16 protein-coding genes are annotated in these 20,392 nt (G+C 62.5%); 7 read left to right on the top strand and 9 right to left on the bottom strand.

Annotated elements, in window-relative coordinates; genetic code table 11:
- Positions 1-30 precede the first annotated feature (30 nt).
- The 3 genes from glsB to CWR53_RS14085 form a co-directional block, all read right to left on the bottom strand.
- Entirely contained in the window at positions 31-951 is a 921-nt protein-coding gene (glsB, locus tag CWR53_RS14095) for a glutaminase B (RefSeq protein WP_100851893.1), read from the bottom strand.
- A 97-nt stretch (positions 952-1,048) separates the two neighbouring features.
- Positions 1,049-1,843: a substrate-binding domain-containing protein gene (locus CWR53_RS14090; protein WP_078478320.1), complete on the bottom strand. Its 795-nt coding sequence runs from the start codon at positions 1,841-1,843 to the stop codon at positions 1,049-1,051.
- 81 nt (positions 1,844-1,924) lie between these two features.
- Positions 1,925-2,818 (bottom strand): LysR family transcriptional regulator, encoded by an 894-nt coding sequence (locus CWR53_RS14085; protein ID WP_100851892.1) that lies wholly within the window; start codon positions 2,816-2,818, stop codon positions 1,925-1,927.
- Positions 2,819-2,964: 146 nt separating this feature from the next.
- Here CWR53_RS14085 and CWR53_RS14080 point away from each other — a divergent pair, with 146 nt between their 5' ends.
- The 4 genes from CWR53_RS14080 to CWR53_RS14065 all read left to right on the top strand — a co-directional run bounded on the left by CWR53_RS14080 (position 2,965) and on the right by CWR53_RS14065 (position 8,179).
- On the top strand, positions 2,965-4,044 hold the full coding sequence (locus CWR53_RS14080; RefSeq protein WP_078479404.1) for a 4-oxalomesaconate tautomerase: 1,080 nt from the start codon (positions 2,965-2,967) through the stop codon (positions 4,042-4,044).
- 71 nt (positions 4,045-4,115) lie between these two features.
- The gene (dctA, locus tag CWR53_RS14075; RefSeq protein WP_100851891.1) at positions 4,116-5,435 is read left to right on the top strand and encodes a C4-dicarboxylate transporter DctA; all 1,320 of its coding nucleotides are present in this window, start codon (positions 4,116-4,118) and stop codon (positions 5,433-5,435) included.
- 119 nt (positions 5,436-5,554) lie between these two features.
- Positions 5,555-6,859 carry a CitMHS family transporter gene (locus tag CWR53_RS14070; RefSeq protein WP_027916232.1) on the top strand — a complete coding sequence of 435 codons (1,305 nt, stop codon included), beginning with the start codon at positions 5,555-5,557 and terminating at the stop codon, positions 6,857-6,859.
- Positions 6,860-6,925: 66 nt separating this feature from the next.
- Positions 6,926-8,179, top strand: a complete 1,254-nt coding sequence (locus CWR53_RS14065; RefSeq protein ID WP_100851890.1) for an OprD family porin — start codon at positions 6,926-6,928, stop codon at positions 8,177-8,179.
- 43 nt (positions 8,180-8,222) lie between these two features.
- Here the strand turns inward: CWR53_RS14065 and CWR53_RS14060 are convergent, their stop codons facing one another.
- Complete coding sequence (locus CWR53_RS14060) at positions 8,223-8,738, bottom strand: DUF4880 domain-containing protein (RefSeq protein WP_078478323.1); 516 nt, start codon at positions 8,736-8,738, stop codon at positions 8,223-8,225.
- A gap of 435 nt (positions 8,739-9,173) precedes the next feature.
- Complete coding sequence (locus CWR53_RS14055) at positions 9,174-9,485, bottom strand: DUF6124 family protein (RefSeq protein ID WP_058605059.1); 312 nt, start codon at positions 9,483-9,485, stop codon at positions 9,174-9,176.
- Positions 9,486-9,615: 130 nt separating this feature from the next.
- Here CWR53_RS14055 and CWR53_RS14050 point away from each other — a divergent pair, with 130 nt between their 5' ends.
- Complete coding sequence (locus tag CWR53_RS14050; RefSeq protein ID WP_058605058.1) at positions 9,616-10,269, top strand: LexA family transcriptional regulator; 654 nt, start codon at positions 9,616-9,618, stop codon at positions 10,267-10,269.
- Between the two features lie 64 nt (positions 10,270-10,333).
- Here CWR53_RS14050 and CWR53_RS14045 read toward each other — a convergent pair whose 3' ends face one another.
- From CWR53_RS14045 to CWR53_RS14030, 4 genes are all read right to left on the bottom strand, one after another.
- Entirely contained in the window at positions 10,334-12,286 is a 1,953-nt protein-coding gene (locus CWR53_RS14045; protein WP_100851889.1) for an acetyl/propionyl/methylcrotonyl-CoA carboxylase subunit alpha, read from the bottom strand.
- Entirely contained in the window at positions 12,283-13,098 is an 816-nt protein-coding gene (locus tag CWR53_RS14040) for a gamma-carboxygeranoyl-CoA hydratase (RefSeq protein WP_100851888.1), read from the bottom strand. Before CWR53_RS14040 ends, CWR53_RS14045 begins: the two co-directional genes overlap by 4 nt.
- Before the next feature lie 4 nt (positions 13,099-13,102).
- Positions 13,103-14,710, bottom strand: a complete 1,608-nt coding sequence (locus tag CWR53_RS14035) for a carboxyl transferase domain-containing protein (protein WP_100851887.1) — start codon at positions 14,708-14,710, stop codon at positions 13,103-13,105.
- A gap of 95 nt (positions 14,711-14,805) precedes the next feature.
- Positions 14,806-15,969 carry an isovaleryl-CoA dehydrogenase gene (locus CWR53_RS14030; RefSeq protein WP_100851886.1) on the bottom strand — a complete coding sequence of 388 codons (1,164 nt, stop codon included), beginning with the start codon at positions 15,967-15,969 and terminating at the stop codon, positions 14,806-14,808.
- Between the two features lie 232 nt (positions 15,970-16,201).
- Between CWR53_RS14030 and CWR53_RS14025 the strand changes: the two genes are divergently transcribed.
- Together CWR53_RS14025 and CWR53_RS14020 are read left to right on the top strand one after the other, a co-directional pair.
- The gene (locus tag CWR53_RS14025; protein ID WP_100851885.1) at positions 16,202-17,878 is read left to right on the top strand and encodes an AMP-binding protein; all 1,677 of its coding nucleotides are present in this window, start codon (positions 16,202-16,204) and stop codon (positions 17,876-17,878) included.
- 454 nt (positions 17,879-18,332) lie between these two features.
- On the top strand, positions 18,333-20,351 hold the full coding sequence (locus CWR53_RS14020) for an alpha-1,4-glucan--maltose-1-phosphate maltosyltransferase (RefSeq protein WP_058605052.1): 2,019 nt from the start codon (positions 18,333-18,335) through the stop codon (positions 20,349-20,351).
- Positions 20,352-20,392: the final 41 nt, after the last annotated feature.

The raw sequence follows: 20,392 nt of genomic DNA, 5'->3' as shown, positions 1-20,392 counted from the left end.
ACAAGAGTTCCGACGTGTAGGAAATGGCCCTCAAGGTACCGCCGAAAAAACCGACCCCGTAATACGCTCACTCAGCAATTCCAATGCACGAATACCAGCCAGCGAATTGCCAGAAGCGTTGAGCGCTGGGGACCAGACGCAAATGCTGTACCGCCCGGGGACCACTGCCACGATGCCACCGCCCACGCCACTCTTGCCCGGCAGGCCCACACGATAGGCGAAATTGCCGGCTTCGTCGTACAAGCCGCTGGTAGCCATGATCGCGTTCACCTGCTGGGTCTGACGTGCGCTGAGCACGTGTTCACCGCTGTGCGGGCAATAGCCGCTGTTGGCCAGAAACGCAAAGCCCCGCGCTACGTCGACGCAGTTCATCGACAGCGCGCAGTGATGGAAGTAGCTGCTCAGCACCGCGTCCACGTCGTTACGAAAGTTGCCAAACGCGGTCATCAGCCAGGCCATGGCGGCATTGCGTGCGCGGTGCTGGTATTCGGACTCGGCCACCACCGTGTCGCTGACGATGCGCGGGTTGCCAGCCAGGCGGCGAACGAAGTCGCGCATCGACAGGGCTGGGGTGGCGAAGCGTGACTGGTTGATGTCGCAGATCACCAGTGCGCCAGCATTGATGAACGGGTTGCGCGGGCGACCCTTTTCCACCTCCAGCTGCACCAGCGAATTGAAGGCCTGCCCCGAAGGCTCGTAACCCAGGCGTGACCAGATGTCTTCGCCGCTATGGTTGATCGCCTGGACCAGGCTGAACACCTTGGAAATGCTCTGGATGGAAAAGGGCGTATAGGCATCGCCAGCGCAGTGCAGTTGGCCATCAAGGCTGTGCACTGCGATACCCAGCTGGTTGGGGTCGACCTGGGCCAGGGCGGGGATGTATTGCGCGACCTGACCCTGGCTGAGCAGTGGGCGCACCTGGTCGAGGATCTCTTGCAGCATGTCTTGCATCGCGACGGCCTTGGGAACGAGGAAGGATGGGTCTCAGACGCTGCGGTACGCCGGCAGGGCACGCCTTTGATCAACGTGCCCGGGCGAGGGTTGAAGTTTAGTGGGCCGTGTGCGGCAGCGGGGTCAGGCCGCTTTTCTCGATGGCGGCGTCCGCCTGGGCAGAGGCCATGTAGTCAAGCAGCGCCTGGGCCGCCGCTCGGTGCTGGCTGTTGGCAACCACCGCACCCGAATACATCGTCATCTTTTGCCCCTCGGCCGGGATCAGCCCCACGATGTCGATGCCGGCCACCGGCTTGAGCTCGCTCAGTTGCTGGAACCCGATGGCTGCCTGGCCGCGTGCGACCACCTTGCCGACGGGCTCGGCGGGGATCATGTGGGCTTTGTGGGTGAAGCCTTCGCCCAGGTTCATGCTCGGGAACAAGGTTTTGGACAGGTAGACCCCGCTGGCACTGTCGGAGTAGGCAACCGAGGGGCTATCGAGCAGCACCTGACGCAACTCACCCATTGTGCCGATAGCCGGCTTGGGCTCACCTTTGCGTACGGCCATGGCAATGAACGACTTGCCCAGGTCGATGCGGCTGGCCTTGTCGGCCTTGCCGTCGGTGACCAACTTGTCCAACGCCGAGCCCACCATCAGCACCACATCGGCCGGCTCGCCCCGTTGCAGCCGATTCGGGATGGCTTGCGGGGTCTGGCCCATCGATGGCGCGGCGAGCACGTTGAGCTTGACCCCGTAGGTGTGTTCATAAGCCGGTGCAACGTTGCGGATGGCGCCCATGATGCCGCCGGAGCTGAGCACGGTCAGCGTGGGGGCCTGGTCAGGGGTGGGCTCTGCGGCAGAGCAGGCAAAGGTGGCGACCAGCAGTGCCGTGCAGGACAACGTCTTGAGCATGGGAAAACTCCGGATAAAACGCACAGCTTATTGGCAGGCGGGCCCAGCGCTGAATTAACCGGCGTTAAGATTGTTTCATGCTCAGCGGTTCGGCCATTTCTCCAGCAGGATCGACACGAACTTCTCCGCTGCCGGCGACAGCGAGGCGCCGCGGCGGTAGACCAGGCCCAAGGTGCGGGTGACTTGCGGCTCAATCAACGGCACGCTTACCAGGGTAGGGTGGTCTGCACTGGGCATGGCCAGGCTAGGCATGGCCGATACGCCAAGCCCGGCCTCGACCATGCCCAGGGACGTGGACAGGTGCTGCACTTCGTAGAACCATTTGGGCCGCAGATTCAGCCCGGCCAGAGCGTGGTCGAGCAACATGCGGTTGCCGCTCAATCGGCCGACACCGATCAATCGATAGTCGGCAAGCTCGGTCCAGGTCACTGCATTGCGGTTGGCCAATGGGTGATCGCGCCGGCAGGCCAGCACGAAGTGCTCTTGCACCAAGGACACGAACTCGATGTCCGGATGCTGGCCGCTCATCATGTTGATGCCAAAATCGGCTTCCCCGCGCAGCACGGCCTCCAGGCCATCATTGGCGCTCAGGTCCAACAGGCGAATGCGGATCTTGGGGTACTGGTCGTTGTAGTCGCGGATCACCGACGGCAAGAAATAGAACGCTGCAGTCGGGATACAGGCCAGCGTCACCTGCCCGGTCTGGCGCTCGGCCAGCTCCCGGATGCTGAGAATCGAATCCTCGAAGTCGTCCAGCAGGCGCCTGGCCTTGGGCAGAAAATCGCGTCCCACACTGGTCAGGCTGACACGGCGGGTGGTGCGCTCCAACAGCGAGGTGCCCAACCCTTCCTCCAGCTTCTTGATCCGCCGGCTCAATGCCGGTTGTGACAGATGCAGCACCTCGGCGGCCTCGTGGAAGCTGCCGAGTTCGGCGATTTTCACGAAAGATCGTATGTCTTGAAGCTCATATTCCACGATTCACCTCAGGTCGAAGTCGATTTTTATTATGTTGTAAAACGGAATAATCGCTACGATATTTGCATTGGAATGATTTATCCATCCCTGTCACTCTTTTGCTCACGGCATCAATGATGTCCATTGATCAACAAGAGTGCGAAATCATGCAACGAATTCCTTGCGTACTCATGCGCGGCGGCACCTCAAAAGGGCCGTTCTTTCATGCCTGGGACTTGCCTGCCAATGTGGTCGAACGCGATGAATTGCTCATCGACCTGATGGGGTCCGGCCATGAGCTGGAGATCGACGGTATCGGTGGCGGCAGCCCGCAGACCAGCAAGGTCGCGATCATCAGCCCGTCGCTGCATGCCGACGCCGACGTCGATTACCTGTTCGTGCAGGTGATGGTCGCCCAGCGCCGCGTGGACACTGCGCCCAACTGCGGCAACATGCTGTGCGCGGTCGGTCCTTTCGCCATCGAGCAAGGGCTGGTCAAGGGCCAGGAAGGCAAGACCCTGGTGCGCATTCGTAACCTGAACACGGGCACCTTCGTCAACTCGCTGGTGGAAACCCCGGGTGGCATCGTGCGCTATGAAGGGCGTACCGCCATCGATGGCGTGCCCGGCACTGCCGCGCCGGTGCACCTGACCTTCCTTGATGCAGTTGGCAGCAAGACCGGCAAGCTGTTCCCCACTGGGCAAGCCAAGGATGTGATCGATGGCGTGCCCATGACCTGTATCGACATGGCCATGCCCATGATGGTCATCCAGGCCAGTGACCTGGGCATGACCGGCGCCGAAACGCCCGACGAGCTCGACGCCAACGGCCCTCTGCTCAAGCGTCTGGAAGCCCTGCGCCTCAAAGCCGGCAAGGCCATGGGCCTTGGCGATGTCAGCGGCATGGTGATCCCCAAGCCGGTGCTGGTGTCCAAGCCGCGCTACGACGGCACGCTCCAGGTGCGCTACTTCATGCCGCACAATTGCCACCGTGCCCTGGCGATCACCGGTGCTGTGGGGCTGGCCACAGCCTGTGTCAGCCCCGGCAGCGTCATTGTGGATCTGCTGGGCGAACAAGCCTTGGACCTGAGCCAGGTTCGTCTTGAGCATCCAAGTGGTGGCATCGACGTCGCGTTGTCACGCAGCGGCGCTGATGGCAAGACCCTGCAAGCCTCTGTAGTACGTACTGCCCGGCGGCTCTTTTCAGGGTTCGTCTACGCGCCTACCTTGCGCAGGTTGGCTGGCTAGCCACCTCAAGGGTCGACCGCTGTACCTTGCAACAAGCGCATCCGCACAATATGAACAATGGGTGATGCCTCATGAAACTTGCCAAATCGCTGTACTTCCAGATCCTCTGCGCCGTCGTGCTGGGCGTAGTGTTCGGTCACTTCTGGGCGCAACAGGCCGTTGCGCTCAAGCCCTTGGGCGATGCCTTCATCAAGCTGGTCAAGATGATGATCGCGCCCGTGGTGTTCTGCACCATCGTCACCGGTATAGCCGGCATGACCGACAAGCGCTCGCTCGGGCGCTTGATGAGCAAGACACTATTGCTTTTCCTGGGGCTGACCATTGTCAGCCTGATCATCGGCCTGGCTGCGGTGTACCTGTTCAAGCCAGGGGTCGGCATGAACATCGACCCGGCCACCCTGAGCACCGAAGGCCTGACCCAGTTCACCGCCTCGGCCGCCAAACTGGGCGTGGTGGACTTTTTCATGCACATCATCCCGGACACCTTCATGGGGGCGTTCAACAAGGGTGAAGTGCTCCCCGTGCTGTTCATTGCCGTGCTCAGCGGTTTCGCGCTGTCGTCCATGGGCGAGAAGGGCAAGCCGGTGCTGGACGTACTGGAAGCGGCCTCGGCCATGGTGTTCCGCATCTTCGGCTACCTCATGCGTTTCGCACCGGTCGGTGCGTTCGGTGCCCTGGCGTTCACGGTCGGGCAGTACGGCGTCACCTCGCTGGGGTCGCTCGCCAAGCTGATCGGTACGCTCTACATTGCCTGTGCGTTCTTCGTCCTGGTCGTGCTGGGCGGCATCTGCCGCGCCCATGGTTTCAGCCTGTGGAAGCTGCTGCGCTATTTCCGCGAAGAGTTCCTGGTGGTGCTGGGCACTTCTTCCACGGAACCTGTGTTGCCGCGCATGCTGGAGAAGCTGGAAAAGCTTGGCTGCAAGAAAGGGGTCGTCGGCCTGGTACTGCCTACCGGCTACTCGTTCAACCTCGACGGTACGGCGATCTACCTGTCCTTGGCCGCCGTGTTCATTGCCCAGGCCTGCAACATCGACCTGAGCCTGGGCCAGGTGGTGACCATGCTGGCGATCATGCTGCTGTCGTCAAAAGGCGCAGCGGGCGTGACCGGTAGCGGCTTCGTGGCCTTGGCCTCGACCCTGACAGTCATCCACGACATCCCGTTGGCAGGCCTGGCCCTGCTGATCGGCATCGACCGCTTCATGTCAGAGGCTCGCGCCCTCACGAGCCTTGCCAGCAACGCCGTGGCCACCGTGGTGGTGTCGATTTCCGAAAACGCGTGTGACAAGCAGATACTGCTCAGCCGCCTCAATGGCGAGCCTGTGGTCGAGCCGGCACCCACCACGGTCGGCCCTGACGCCACCTGGGTCGCCAAGCCAAGCCATCACGGCTAAGACGCCCGCAACACCCTGACCTCAAAACGCTGCAACCCGCGCGCAGGAACGCGCGCGGGTAGGGGGCTCGTCTGCGCCATCGACGGCCCAACCCGGATAAAAACAAAAGAGAAAAAGCCATGCTCGCACTCCTGGGCCTGATCATGGTGGTGACGTTCACCTACCTGATCATGAGCAAACGCCTGTCCCCGATCGTCGCCTTGACGGTCGTGCCGATCGTCTTCGCACTGGTGGGGGGCTTTGCGCCTGACCTTGGCAAGATGATGCTCGACGGGCTGAAAATGGTAGCCCCGTCGGCCGCCTTGCTGCTGTTCGCCATCCTGTTTTTCGGCTTGATGATCGATGCCGGCCTGTTCGACCCTCTGATCCGTAAAATCCTCAAGCGCGTCAACGGCGACCCCATCAAGATCGCCATTGGCACTGCATTGCTGTCGCTGCTGGTGGCGCTGGACGGCGACGGCACCACCACCTACATGATCACCTGCGCGGCCATGCTGCCCTTGTACAAGCGCATCGGCATGAACCCGATGATCCTGGCAACGGTATCGATGCTGTCGCTGAGCATCATGAGTGGCATGAGCCCCTGGGGCGGGCCTGCCACCCGCGCCATCGCAGCACTTGGGCTCGATGCCACCGACTATTTCATTCCCATGCTGCCCACGGTGATCGGTGGCGCCGCCTGGGTGGTGTTCACCGCCTACCTGCTGGGCCGTGCCGAACGACGCCGCATTGGCAACGTGGCCCTGGAGTCCGGCGGCGGCAACTGCTACATCAAGGAAATCCTGGGTGATACGCCCCACAAGCGCCCGCGTCTGGCCTATGTGAACCTGGTGCTGGTCATCGTGGTCATGACCGCGCTGGTGCTGGGCCTGATGCACGCGGCGATCCTGTTCATGATCGGTTTCGTTGCTGCGCTGATGATCAACTACCCGCAACTGGAACTGCAGAAAGAACGCATCCTGGCCCATTCGGGCAACGCCATGACCGTGGTGCTGCTGGTGTTCGCCGCCGGTATCTTTGCCGGTATCTTCTCGGGCACCAAGATGGTCGATGCCCTGGCGCAAACCCTCGTGGACTGGATCCCGGAAGCCTGGAGCCACTGGTTCCCGCTGGTGGTGGCGCTGACCAGCATGCCGCTTACCTTCGTGCTGTCCAACGATGCCTATTATTTCGGCGTGGTGCCGATCCTGGCCAACGCAGCCGCCGCCTATGGCATCGACCCGGTGGAGATCGCCCGCGCCTCGGTGCTGGGCCAGCCGGTGCACTTGATGAGCCCGTTGGTCGCCTCGACCCTGCTGCTGGTGGGCATGGTCGACAAGGACATCGGCGACTTCCAGAAAGCCACGGTGAAGTGGGCTGTGCTCACTTCGCTGGTCATCACTGCATTGGCGGTGTTGACCGGCGCGCTGTCGTTCTTCGTCTGAACGGTGCGGGCGCCGCCGGGCGCCCGCCATCGCTTACACCCTAAAAACAACAACAGAGTACCGATCATGTCCTTGACCCTCGCGCGAGGGGCCGCCTGTGGCCTGCTCTGCGGCTGCCTGCCTGTGGCCGGCGCTACCGATTTCATTGAAGACAGCAAGCTCAAGCTGCAACTGCGCAACGTCTATTTCAACGAGAACTTTCGCGACGAACAGGGTATGAGTCCCCGCGCCGCAGGCACTGCCAAGAGTGAGCGTACCGAGTGGGCGCAGGGCTTCTTGCTCGACTACCAGTCGGGTTACACCCCCGGTACCCTGGGTCTGGGGCTCGATGCACTGGGCCTGTTGGGCGTGCGCCTGGATTCGGGGCGTGGCCGCAGTGGCACGGGCCTGTTGCCTGTGCATGACGATGGCCGGGCCGCCGACACGTTCGCCAGTGCCGGCGTTACGGTCAAGGCGCGTGTTGGGCAGAGCGTCGTCAGGCATGGCACCCTGTTGCCCAAGTTACCAGTGCTGGTGCACAACGATGCTCGCTTGATGCCGCAAACCTACCAAGGCACGCAGCTCACCAGTACCGCACTCGATAATTTGACCCTCACGGCCGGGCACCTGACTCGTTTCAAGCAGCGCGATTCATCGAACAGCACCGGCCTGTACCTGGACGGCTACAGTGGCGGCGAAGCCGGAGACTTCAGCTTTGCCGGCGCCGACTACACCTTCAGCAAACAGCTGCGCCTGAGCTACTACCACGGCCAGCTCGAGCACTTCTACCGTCAGGACTTCGCCGGCTTGGTTCACGACCATGCGCTGGCTGGCGGTGTGCTGACCACGGACCTGCGTTACTTCAAAAGCAAAAGCACCGGTGCGGCCTACGGTGGCCCGATCGACAATGACATGCTCAGCGGCCAAATCGCCTACACGCATTCCGGCCACACGTTCGGCGCAGGCTATCAGCAGCTCAATGGCAAAGCGGGACTGCCATACATCAGCGGCGCGACGGTGTACTCATTCAGCAACGTGGGCATCGGCAAGTTCATCGAAGAAGATGAAAAGACCTGGATGGCGAGCTATGTCTACAATTTCGCCGCTGCCGGGGTGCCGGGGTTGACCTTCATGACCCGTTACCTGAGCGGTGATAACGGCCGTTCTGGCGCGGCGGGCCTGAGCGAATGGGAGCGCGACGCAGAGCTTGCGTATGTCGTGCAATCAGGCCCCGCCAAAGGGCTTGGCGTCAAGCTGCGCAACTATGTGTACCGCTCGGACTTTGCCCGTGGACGCGACAGCAATCGGCTGTACCTGACGTACGACATCGCGCTGTGGTAAGGCGCTCAAAGCGCAGGCGTCAGCTACGGGCAATGGCTCCTTTTCACGTCCACAGCCCCAGCAAGACCAGTACGGCCATGCCCAGCGCGGCGGCAATCGAGCATCCACCCAGCGACAGGGCAGCGCGACCCTTGCGATACCAGCCATCGCGGCCCAAGGCCAGGGCGGGCGCGTAAAGGCTGCGCCAGCGCAGTTCAGTAGCGTGGAACGCCTGCAGGTGGTTGGGCGAGGCGTCCAGCCAGCGACGAAAGTCGATACGCTCGCAGGCGGTGACGTCCGGGCTCTGCAAACGCACATACCACCGAGCTGCCTGGCTCGTCGGGCCATCGGGGCGGGGCTGACCGGCGAGCAACGCCTGGACCATGAGACGCTCGACACTGCGTAGGGGCAAGCCTAGACGTGTGGCGACCCTGGCCTGGGCCAGCTGATCGAGACGGCTTAGCAGAAACACTTGTTGCGCAGCGCGTGGCAGGCGCTTGAGTGCGAGCAACAGGGCAGCATCGCTATCGGCAGCGTGCTCGGGCAGAGGCGTATGGAGGCGCAAGAGCATGCGGGTCATGAGCAGTTCCTTGCTAGAGAGCAGATGGGGACATCCGTAGAAGCCGAGCTTAGACTTAACGAGATTGATTCTCAAGTGCTGAATCGGCAAACTTTTGTAATGGCCGTTCACCCCCGGAAACACTTTTGCTACCATCGCCGCCATCACGATCTTCATTAGCCTGAAGAGCCAAAAAAAAGACCCAGCAAAAAGCTGGGTCAAAAACCGTGATTAGCCTGATGAGGAGATAATCCGAGAGCGACCTAAGCTCCGGTTTATCCAGCTGATCTCGCGATCAGCTGAGTGCAATAATAATCGTTATCATTTGCCAGTCAAATGATTTTTTATACACGACGGTAGAAAATCTACCGCTGCGCTTCCTTGTCCCCCAAAGCGGGGCCTTGGCTTTGCACGCCAAGCGCCTGCTGCGTTCCCTCCCATTCACGACAACCTGCCTCAAGCGGAGGGGTCTGCCGTGCGCTGGTGTTCCAGCAGCGCGCGAGCCATGTCCATCATGTGCATCAAGGCAAACAGCAGCTCTCGCTGGCCACCATGCTGGTGGGTGGCGGTTTCCTGGGCGGTTGCCGCCGCACAGCGCAGCAGGGCAATGGCATGCTCCTGGGCTTGATCACGTGTGACGCCTTCGTGAAGCGTCCAAATCCTGTTCTCAGGCGTAGGGCGGGGCGGGTTGGGGTTTAGGTAATAATCCAGCGCGCGGCGGGCGGCTTCGCTGTCGAGATCTGTTTCGTCGTTTTTCGGATGTTTCATTGCGATACCTTCCAGGTTCTCGTCAAACACAATGAACTCAGAGCATAGGTCAATTTGTATTTTCTAGCGCCAAATAAATAATTCAGATTGTGTATTGCTGCTTCCAATACAGTCCGTATTGTTGCCGCTCATGGAAAATTGGAATGCATTTCTCAAGCGCTACAAGCGCGAACACAACCTCAGCCAGTTGAAACTGGCCGAGCGCCTGGGCATGACGCAAGGTGGGGTAGGGCACTGGCTTCGCGGCACCCGTCGTCCCACGTTGGAGACCATCAACGAAAAACTGGAAAAGCTCGGCCTGGTCTTTCTGGAGGCCCAGGTCATGGTGGTCGAGCGCGATCTGATGCGCGAATCACCTGGCCACTACGGTGCTGAGCCGCCTGTTTCCGCACAGGCCCTGCTCTATGCGAGCTTTCGCTTTCCGGTGCTCAAGTGGGCGGACTTGCAGGGCCCGTTGCCTGAAACCAGCGAAGTGCACGAGCAGACCGACTACATGCCTGCCGGCAATGCGTTCTGGCTTGCCGTGGAAAACGACTCGATGAACGCTGCCAGCGGCAAGAGCGTGCCCGAAGGCATGCGCGTGCTGGTCGATACCGGGTTGCCCGTGGAGCCCGGCAGGTTGGTGATCGCACGCCAGCCTGGCAAAGCCCCCGTGCTACGCCAATTGGTCGAAGAAGGCGGCGACAAGATGCTCAAGCCGTTGAACACCCGTTACCCCACGGTGCTCTGCGAAACCGGCTGTGAGTTCCTGGGCGTGGTAGTGCGGGTACACGGGGCGTTCTGAGGCCACGTGGCCCGTGCGGTGAGGCAAGGGCCGCAGGCCGTCAGGCACCGCGACCCCGCGGCCTTCACGGTTCCAGTTCGACCAGCGCTGCCCCCTCGCTGACCATGTCGCCTTCCTGGCACAGCAAGGCTTTGACCGTGGTGGCCTTGGGGGCCCGAATGCTGTGCTCCATCTTCATGGCCTCCAGCACCACCAGCGGGGCACCTGCCTCTACCGCCTGACCCACCTCGACCAGTACCCGCACGATGCTGCCGTTCATGGGGGCGGTCAGGCCGCCTTGATGGACAAGGTCGATGGCTGCCTGGGCGAGCGGGTCGAATGCTTCGAGGGTGTGGAGTTCTCCATCCCAGTGCAGATACAGGCTGGCACCTTTGCGAATGGCCAGGCGGCGGGTGCGCAGGCCTGCCTGCTCTCGCATCAGCCAATCCCCTTGCAGGCTCCAGATGCCTTGGGTCTTCTGGTTAAGCGTAACGGCCTGGTCATGCCCGTTGTGGGTCAGATGCACACTCAGCGAAGTTCCAGCCCCCAAGCGCAGCCCGTCTTGTCGGGCCCACGGGGAGTGTGGGTCGTCCACGCGTGCGCAGGCAGGTTCGCTCAGCAACCACGCCTGGGCTGCTGCCTCCCAGCCCTCGGCCGACAATGCCTGCGCGGCGGGCAACAGCGTTTCCTGATGGCGCGGGATGAAGCCGGTATCCAGCTCGGCTGCTGCAAACCCAGGGTGGGCCAGGATACGTCGCAGGAAGGCGATGTTGGTCTTGACGCCGCCTACCGCGAACTCATCCAGCATGGCCAGCAAGCGCAGGCGGGCCTGCTCCCGGTCTTCGCCCCAGGCGATCAGTTTGCCCAGCATCGGGTCGTAGAAGGGCGACACCGCATCGCCCTCGCTCACACCACTGTCCACGCGCCGGCCTGGGCCGCAAGCCGGTTCCCGGTAAAGCGTCAGGGTGCCGGTGGCCGGCAAGAAGTCATTGGCCGGATCTTCGGCGTACAGCCGCACTTCGATGGCATGGCCGTTGAGCGGTACCTGGTCCTGGGTGATGGGCAGGGGCTCACCGCAAGCCACGCGAACCTGCCAGGCCACCAGGTCCAGGCCGGTGATGGCCTCGGTGACGGGGTGCTCCACCTGCAGGCGCGTGTTCATTTCCATGAAGAAGAACTGGCCACGGGCGTCCAGCAGAAATTCCACGGTGCCAGCGCCGACATAGCCGATGGCCTGCGCCGCGCGTACTGCCGCCTCGCCCATGGCGCGGCGCAGGTCTGCCGAAAGGCCCGGGGCAGGGGCTTCCTCGACCACCTTCTGGTGACGCCGCTGGATCGAGCAATCCCGTTCGTTGAGGTACAGGCAGTGGCCATGGCGATCGGCAAAAATCTGGATCTCCACATGGCGCGGCTTCAATACGTACTTTTCCACCAGCATCCGCGCATCGCCAAAGGATGACAGGGCTTCACGTTGCGCCGACGCCAGGGCATCGGCCAACTGGCTTTCGTCCTCGACCACCTTCATGCCCTTGCCGCCACCACCGGCGCTGGCCTTGAGCAGGACCGGGTAGCCGACGTGCCGGGCGGCTTGCTTGAAGGTGTCCAGGTCCTGGGCCTGGCCGTGATAGCCCGGCACCAGCGGCACGCCTGCGGACTCCATCAAGGCCTTGGCGGCCGACTTGCTGCCCATGGCGTCGATGGCCGACGCAGGTGGGCCCAGGAACATCAAGCCAGCGGCTTCGACTGCGCGGGCAAAATCTGCGTTTTCAGAAAGAAAGCCATAGCCCGGGTGAATGGCCTGGGCACCGCTTGCCTTGGCCGCTGCCACCAGCTTGTCGATCTGCAGGTAACTGTCTGCCGCCTTGTTGCCGCCCAGGTCCACGCACACATCGGCTTCCCGGCTGTGGCGGGCATTACGGTCGATGGCGCTGTGCACCGCCACCGTGGTCAGGCCCATGGCCTTGGCGGTGCGCATCACCCGGCAGGCGATTTCACCACGGTTGGCCACCAGCAACGTTGTCAATGGCGGGCGGTTCATGGGCGTGGCTCCTTGTTTGCATCGGCCTGCCAGGCAGGTTGGCGTTTTTCCAGAAACGCACGAAGGCCTTCCTGGCCCTCGGCGCTTACGCGGATTCGCGCGATGGCGTTCTCACAATAACGACGCAGGCCAGGGCTGAGGGTGCCGCCGTCGACCTCGCGCAACAGCTCCTTGGTCGCACGCATTGCCTGGGGGCTATTGGCCAGAAGGGTTTCAACCCACTGGTTCACGCTGGCCTCCAACTGGCTGGCCGGGTACACCTCGGCCAACAACCCAAGGGCCTGGGCCTGCAACCCGCTGAAGCGCTCTGCCGTGAGTGCATAACGGCGGGCGGCGCGCTCGCCAATGGCCTTGACCACGAAGGGACTGATCACCGCCGGTGCCAAGCCGATGCGCACTTCCGACAGGCACAGCTGGGCGTCTTCGGCACCGATGGCCATGTCACAGCAACTGATCAGGCCCAGGGCGCCGCCGAATGCGGCGCCCTGGGCCACTGCCAGGGTCGGCACCTTGATGCGGTGCAGTGCATACATCAACTCGCCCAGCTCGCGTGCGTCATCCAGGTTGGTGTTGAAGTCCAGCTGCGCCGACTGCTGCATCCACGCAAGGTCGGCGCCGGCACTGAAATGCCGTCCCCGCCCACGCAGCAACACGAAGCGTACGCCCGCGTCGTCGGCAAGCTGCCCCAGGGCAATGTTCAGCTCGCGGATCATCAAGGCATTGAAGGCGTTGTGCTTGTCCTCGCGGCTGAGCCACAAGGTGGCGAAGCCACGTGGATCGTGGCTCACCTCTACCGTAGTGAAATCGCTCATGGGGTCACATCCTGAATATGCCGAAGCGGCTCGGTTCGATCGGTGCGTTCAGCGCCGCAGACAAGGCTAGGGCCAGCACATCGCGGGTCTGCGCTGGGTCGATGACGCCGTCGTCCCATAGGCGGGCGCTGGAGTAGTAGGGGTGGCCCTGATGCTCGTACTGATCGAGGATCGGCTGCCTGAGCCTGGCCTCATCCTCGGCGCCAAACGGCTCGCCGCTGCGCTCGCTCTGCTCGCGCTTGACCTGCACCAGCACGCCGGCAGCCTGTTCGGCGCCCATCACCCCGATGCGCGCATTGGGCCACATCCAGAGAAAGCGCGGGTCGTAGGCGCGTCCGCACATGCCGTAGTTGCCGGCACCGAAACTGCCGCCAATGATGACCGTGAACTTGGGTACCTGCGCGCAGGCCACGGCCGTGACCAACTTGGCGCCATGCTTGGCGATGCCGCCTTCTTCGTACTTCTTGCCCACCATGAACCCCGTGATGTTCTGCAGGAACAGCAGCGGGATACCACGCTGGCAAGCCAGCTCGATGAAGTGCGCGCCTTTTTGCGCAGCCTCGGCAAACAGGATGCCGTTGTTGGCCAGGATGGCGATCGGGTAGCCGTGCAGGTGGGCGAAGCCGCACACCAGCGTGGTCCCGAACAAGGCTTTGAACTCATCGAACACCGAGCCATCGACCAGCCGTGCGATGACTTCACGCACATCGAAAGGCTGCTTGGCGTCAGCCGGAATCACGCCGTATAGCTCCTGCGCCGCATACAAGGGCGCAACCGGCGGCTTGCATTGCAGGGCACCGAGCTTGCGCCAGTTGAGATTGGCCACGCAGCGCCTGGCCAGCGCCAGGGCATGCTCGTCGTTCTCGGCGTAATGGTCGGCTACACCGCTGGTGCGGCAATGCACATCGGCGCCGCCTAGCGCCTCGGCGCTCACCACCTCGCCTGTGGCCGCCTTCACCAGCGGTGGGCCGGCCAGGAAGATGGTGGCCTGTTGACGCACCATGATTGCCTCGTCCGCCATTGCCGGCACGTAGGCGCCGCCTGCGGTGCATGACCCCATCACCACGGCGATCTGGGCGATGCCCAGTGCGCTCATGTTGGCCTGGTTGAAGAAAATCCGCCCGAAGTGCTCACGGTCGGGAAACACCTCGTCCTGGCGCGGCAAGTTGGCGCCGCCAGAATCGACCAGGTAGATGCACGGCAGACGGTTCTGCAAGGCAATGGTCTGCGCCCGCAGGTGCTTTTTCACCGTCAGCGGGTAGTAAGAGCCACCTTTGACCGTCGCGTCGTTGGCCACGATCATGCATTCCACGCCTTCCACGCGCCCGATCCCGGCGATCAGGCCGGCTGCCGGAACGTCTTCGCCGTAGACCTGGTGTGCAGCCAACTGGCCGATTTCAAGAAAGGCGGAACCGGCATCGAGCAGACGTTCGATTCGCTCGCGGGGCAGCAGTTTGCCTCGCGAGGTGTGCCGCTCCTGAGCCTTGGCGCCGCCACCCTGGGCTACCTCGGCAAGCAGCGCACGCAGGTTGTCGACCTGCGCCAGCATGGCCGCCTGGGACTGGGCAAATTCGGGTGACCGGGGGTTCACTTGGGATTTCAGAATCATCATGACTCCTGGTGCAGCGGCGCGCCCTTGGCTTGGCCGTGCAAGGTTGTCCGGTGTGGCCACGGCGGGCGTATGAGCCGGCCGCAGCGCCAGCGTGTTCAGCGGGTCTCGTTGAACAACTCGCGGCCGATCAGCATCCGGCGGATTTCGCTGGTGCCGGCGCCGATTTCGTACAGCTTGGCATCGCGCAGCAAGCGACCTGCGGGAAATTCGTTGATATACCCGTTGCCGCCAAGAATCTGGATCGCCTCCAGGGCCATCTGCGTGGCGCGCTCGGCGGTGTAGAGGATCACCCCGGCTGCGTCCTTGCGGGTGGTTTCGCCGCGATCGCACGCCTGGGCCACGGCATACAGGTAAGCGCGGCTGGCGTTGAGCTGAGTGTACATATCGGCGACCTTGCCCTGGATCAACTGGAACTCGCCGATGCTCTGCCCGAATTGCTTGCGGTCATGGATGTACGGCACCACCAGGTCCATGCAGCTCTGCATGATGCCGGTAGGGCCGCCGGCGAGCACCACGCGCTCGTAGTCCAGGCCGCTCATCAACACCCGTACGCCGCCATTGAGTTGGCCGAGGATGTTGTCCTCTGGCACGTGCACGTCATCGAAGAACAGCTCGCAGGTGTTCGAGCCACGCATGCCCAGCTTGTCGAACTTGTTGCTGCGGCTAAAGCCTGCCCAATCGCGCTCGACGATGAACGCAGTGATGCCATGGGGGCCCTTTTCCAGATCGGTCTTGGCGTAGATGACGTAGGTGTTGGCGTCGGGCCCGTTGGTGATCCACGTCTTGCTGCCGTTGAGCACGTAGTGGTCGCCGCGTTTGTCGGCGCGCAGTTTCATCGACACCACGTCCGACCCTGCATTGGGTTCGCTCATCGCCAGGGCGCCGACGTGCTCGCCGCTGACCAGCTTGGGCAGGTACCTGGCCTTTTGCGCGGGCGTGCCGTTACGGTTGATCTGGTTGACGCACAAATTGGAGTGGGCGCCGTAGGACAGCGCGACCGAGGCCGAGGCGCGGCTGATTTCTTCCATCGCCACCACGTGCGCGAGATAACCCAGGCCTGCGCCACCGTATTCTTCCGGCACGGTGATGCCGAGCAGGCCCAGGTCGCCGAACTTGCGCCACATGTCGGCAGGGAACAGGTTGTCGTGGTCGATCTGCGCGGCGCGGGGGGCGAGCTCGGCGGCGGCGAAGGTGCGCACCTGGTCGCGAAGCATGTCGATGGTCTCGCCCAGGGCGAAGTTCAGGCTGGGGTAATGCATGCGAGGGCACCTTGTTGTTCTTGAAATGGGATCACGCTGCGAGCGGCAAGCTTGCCTGGGCAGGCAGCTGACGCAGAAAGCGTGCTCAGCTGCCTATCACCTTTACGTAAACGTAAACCTGCACCTGCTTTTTTGTCAATTTATCCGTCACCTTTACGTAAACGTAAATCTGAGCCAAAGTGATTGGCGCGCGTTTGGCCCCTATCCAGAACAATCAAAAGAAGGGACGCACATGACTCAACCCAGCTATACCCGCGGTCGCCAGGACCGCCCCTTGCTTACTCAAACCATTGGCCAGGCCTTCGACGCGACCGTGGCGCGCCTGGGCGAGCAGGAAGCCTTGGTGGCTCGGCACCAGCGCCTGCGCTACAGCTGGCGGCAACTGGCGGAGCAGGTCGAGTCGTGTGCCCGGGCGCTGATGGCCCTTGGGATCGAAACCGGTGACCGCGTGGGCATCTGGGCACCCAACTGCGCGCAGTGGTGCATCCTGCAGGTGGCAACTGCCAAGGTGGGCGCCATCCTGGTCAACGTCAACCCGGCTTACCGGGTGGGTGAGCTTGAGTACGTGCTGCGCCAGTCAGGGTGCAGCTGGCTGGTCTGTGCCGACGCGTTCAAGCATTCCGATTACCACGCCATGGTCCAGGCCTTGGTGCCGGAGTTGGCGACCGCAGCACCCGGTCAGATCAGCAGTGCCGCGCTGCCCGCCTTGCGCGGGGTCGTAAGCCTGGCCAACGACCCGCCTGCTGGCTTCCTGCCGTGGGAGGCATTGGCCACTTGGGGCATGTCCGTAAGCCACGAAGCGTGTACGGGCCGGCAAAACAGCCTGCATTTCGACCAGCCGGTAAACATCCAGTACACCTCTGGCACCACCGGCGCGCCCAAGGGCGCTACCCTCAGCCACTACAACATTCTGAACAACGGCTTCATGGTTGGCGCAAGCCTGGGCTTGACTGCGCATGACCGCATGGTGATCCCGGTGCCCTTGTATCACTGTTTCGGCATGGTCATGGGCAACCTGGGCTGCATCACCCATGGCACCACCATGATCTACCCAGGCGACGGCTTCGACGCCGAGTTGGCCTTGCGCGCCGTGGCCGAGGAACGCGGCACCATCCTGTACGGCGTGCCCACCATGTTCATCGCCATGCTCGATCATCCGGCCCGCCAGCGTATGGACCTGTCGTCCTTGCGCAGCGGCATCATGGCCGGCGCCACCTGCCCGATCGAGGTCATGCGCAGGGTCATCGACCAGATGCACATGGCCCAGGTGCAGATCGCTTACGGCATGACTGAAACGAGCCCGGTGTCGTTGCAAACCGGCCCGGATGATGACCTGGAGCTGCGCGTCACCACTGTGGGCCGTACCCAGCCGCAACTGGAAAGCAAGATCATCGACCCGCAAGGCGCAACGGTTGCGCGCGGTGAAACCGGGGAGCTTTGCACGCGCGGCTACAGCGTGATGCTGGGTTACTGGGATAACCCCGGGGCCACGGCCAGTGCCATCGACGCGGCCGGATGGATGCACAGCGGTGACCTGGCGGTGATGGACGAGGCGGGCTATGTGCGCATCGTCGGGCGCAACAAGGACATGATCATCCGCGGTGGCGAAAACATCTATCCGCGTGAAATAGAAGAGTTCTTCTATACCCACCCGGCGGTCGCCGATGCCCAGGTCATTGGTATCCCGTGCAGCCGCTACGGCGAGGACATCGTCGCCTGGGTCAAGCTGCATCCAGGTCACCAGGCCACTGCCGAGGAGCTGCAGGCCTGGTGCAAATCCCGTATCGCCCACTACAAGGTGCCCCGCCATATCCGCTTCGTCGATGAATTTCCCATGACGGTGACGGGCAAGGTGCAGAAGTTCAGGATGCGGGAGATCAGCGTGGCTGAACTGGGCAGGGTCGAATAGAAAGGTCAGCGACACAGGGTGGCCTGTGATCGGAACAACGCAGCCAATGCGCCACGGGCAAGACTGACAGTCGTCGACTTCAATCGCCCGCCGTTATCGTAGTGCCGTTCACATGGAGCCGCTCAGCGGCCCCAGCGATCTTGAATGAACAGTCTTACGCCTTTATCGGGGGTTCTTGACTGGGTGGGTCACCCACGGTTGGCGGCACGGTCGGCTGAATCGGCAGGTCATCCGGGTCACGCTCAGGCTCTGGGGGCGGGAGGTTGGGATCGTCAATGTTCGGATCGGGCGTTTCCGGGGGCGTTGGGAGCGTCATGGCCATGCCTCTTGCGGTTGAGTGAACCTGTCCTGCAGCGTTCGACCGCTGGTGCCTCGAATCAATTCATTTTTGAACCCAGGCTCGGTCGCCGCGCTCTCAACCCTTACCGCCACCAGTCCCAGGGAGCAAGGCCTGATGTCTTTGAACGAGCCCTTCGAAAGCGTGCCCACGGCAAATGATCATCCGGACCAGGTCATCAGCCTGTCCCAGGCCTTGATGGCACCGCGTATCGCCATCGAGGACACCCAGCCGGTGCTAAACGGCGGCGCTTTTGCCGCCAAGGCCATCAGCAACCAGCCGGTTGCGGTCAGCACCAAGGTATTCACCGACGGCCACGACCGGATGGCTGTGGTGTTGAACTGGCGCCAGGCCGGTAGCCGTCGCATTCATTGCGTGCCCATGACCTCGCCCGGCAATGACCTGTGGCTGGCAGAATTCACCCCCACTGAAATCGGGCCGCATGTGTTCAGCATCGAAGCCTGGATCGACCCCTACGCCACCTACTGCTACGACCTGGAGAAAAAGTTCAATGCCGGCGTCGGCGTAAAGCTTGAACTCGAGGAAGGGCGGTTGCTGCTGGGCAAGGGCATCGAATTGAGCAGCGGCGCCTTGCGCGAGCAATTACAGGCGCTGCAAGCCACGTTGCAGACGCTGCCCGAGGATGAACAAGTGGCCCTGCTGCTGGGCGCCGAGGCATCGCAGATGATGGCCGCCGCCGAGCACCGCAGCTACCTGACCCGCAGCTGCGATTACCCGCTGGATGTGGACCGCCCGGCCGCGCAATTCGCCAGCTGGTATGAGCTGTTCCCCCGTTCGATCACCGATGATCCGCAGCGTCATGGCACTTTCAACGATGTGCACCAGCGCCTGCCGATGATTCGCGACATGGGCTTCGATGTGTTGTATTTCCCGCCCATTCACCCCATTGGCATGCAGCACAGAAAGGGCCGGAACAATTCGTTGCAGGCCCAGCCGGGGGACCCTGGCAGCCCCTACGCCATTGGCAGTGCCGACGGTGGGCACGATGCGATCCACCCCGAACTCGGCACGCGTGAAGATTTCCGTCGCCTGGTATCGGCGGCAGCCCAGCACGGTCTGGAAATCGCCCTGGACTTCGCCATCCAGTGCTCCCAGGACCATCCGTGGCTCCAGGAACATCCAGGCTGGTTCAGCTGGCGCCCGGACGGCACCATCCGCTATGCCGAGAACCCGCCGAAGAAGTACCAGGACATCGTCAACGTCGACTTCTATGCGCCCGATGCCGTGCCTGGACTGTGGATCGCCCTGCGTGATGTGATCATCGGTTGGGTGGAGGAGGGCGTGAAAACGTTCCGGGTGGACAACCCGCATACCAAACCCCTGCCGTTCTGGCAGTGGCTGATCGCCAATGTGCGCAGTCAATACCCGGACGTGTTGTTCCTGGCCGAGGCGTTCACCAAGCCCGCCATGATGGCCCGCCTGGGCAAGGTCGGCTATGCGCAGAGCTACACCTATTTCACCTGGCGCAACACCAAGCAGGAGCTGAGCGAGTATTTCGAAACGCTCAACCAGCCGCCGTGGAGCCAATGCTACCGGCCGAACTTCTTCGTCAACACGCCAGACATCAACCCGTTCTTCCTCCAGCAAAATGGCCGGGCCGGCTTCCTCATCCGGGCCGCACTGGCGACCATGGGGTCGGGCTTGTGGGGCATGTACTCGGGCTTCGAGCTGTGCGAAGCGGCAGGGCTGCCGGGCAAGGAAGAATACCTGGACTCGGAGAAGTACGAGATCCGTCCGCGTGACTTCACCCAGCCGGGCAACATCATCGCCGAGATCGCCCAGCTCAACCGTATCCGCCGGCAGAACCCGGCCCTGCAGAGCCACCTGGGCCTGACGCTGCTCAACTGCTGGAATGACAACATCCTGTATTTCGCAAAGCGCACCCCCGCCCGTGACAATTACATTCTCATCGCCGTGAGCCTGGACCCGCATAACGCCCAGGAAGCCCATTTCGAACTGCCGTTGTGGGAGCTTGGCCTTGATGACGGTGCCGAAACCCACGGGGAGGACCTGATGAATGGTCATCGCTGGTCGTGGTACGGCAAGACCCAGTTCATGCGCATCGAGCCTTGGCATCAGCCATTCGGTATCTGGCGAATCAGCAAAGTCAGCTGAGCGTGTCAGGGAGCGGGCGCGCCCGCTCTCTGACGGGTTTT

The organism is Pseudomonas sp. SGAir0191 (assembly GCF_002812565.2).
In the GTDB taxonomy this organism is placed as follows: domain Bacteria; phylum Pseudomonadota; class Gammaproteobacteria; order Pseudomonadales; family Pseudomonadaceae; genus Aquipseudomonas; species Aquipseudomonas parafulva_B.
The sequence above is the reverse complement of the archived record's forward strand: the minus strand, read 5'-3'. Positions and strand labels throughout refer to the sequence as shown.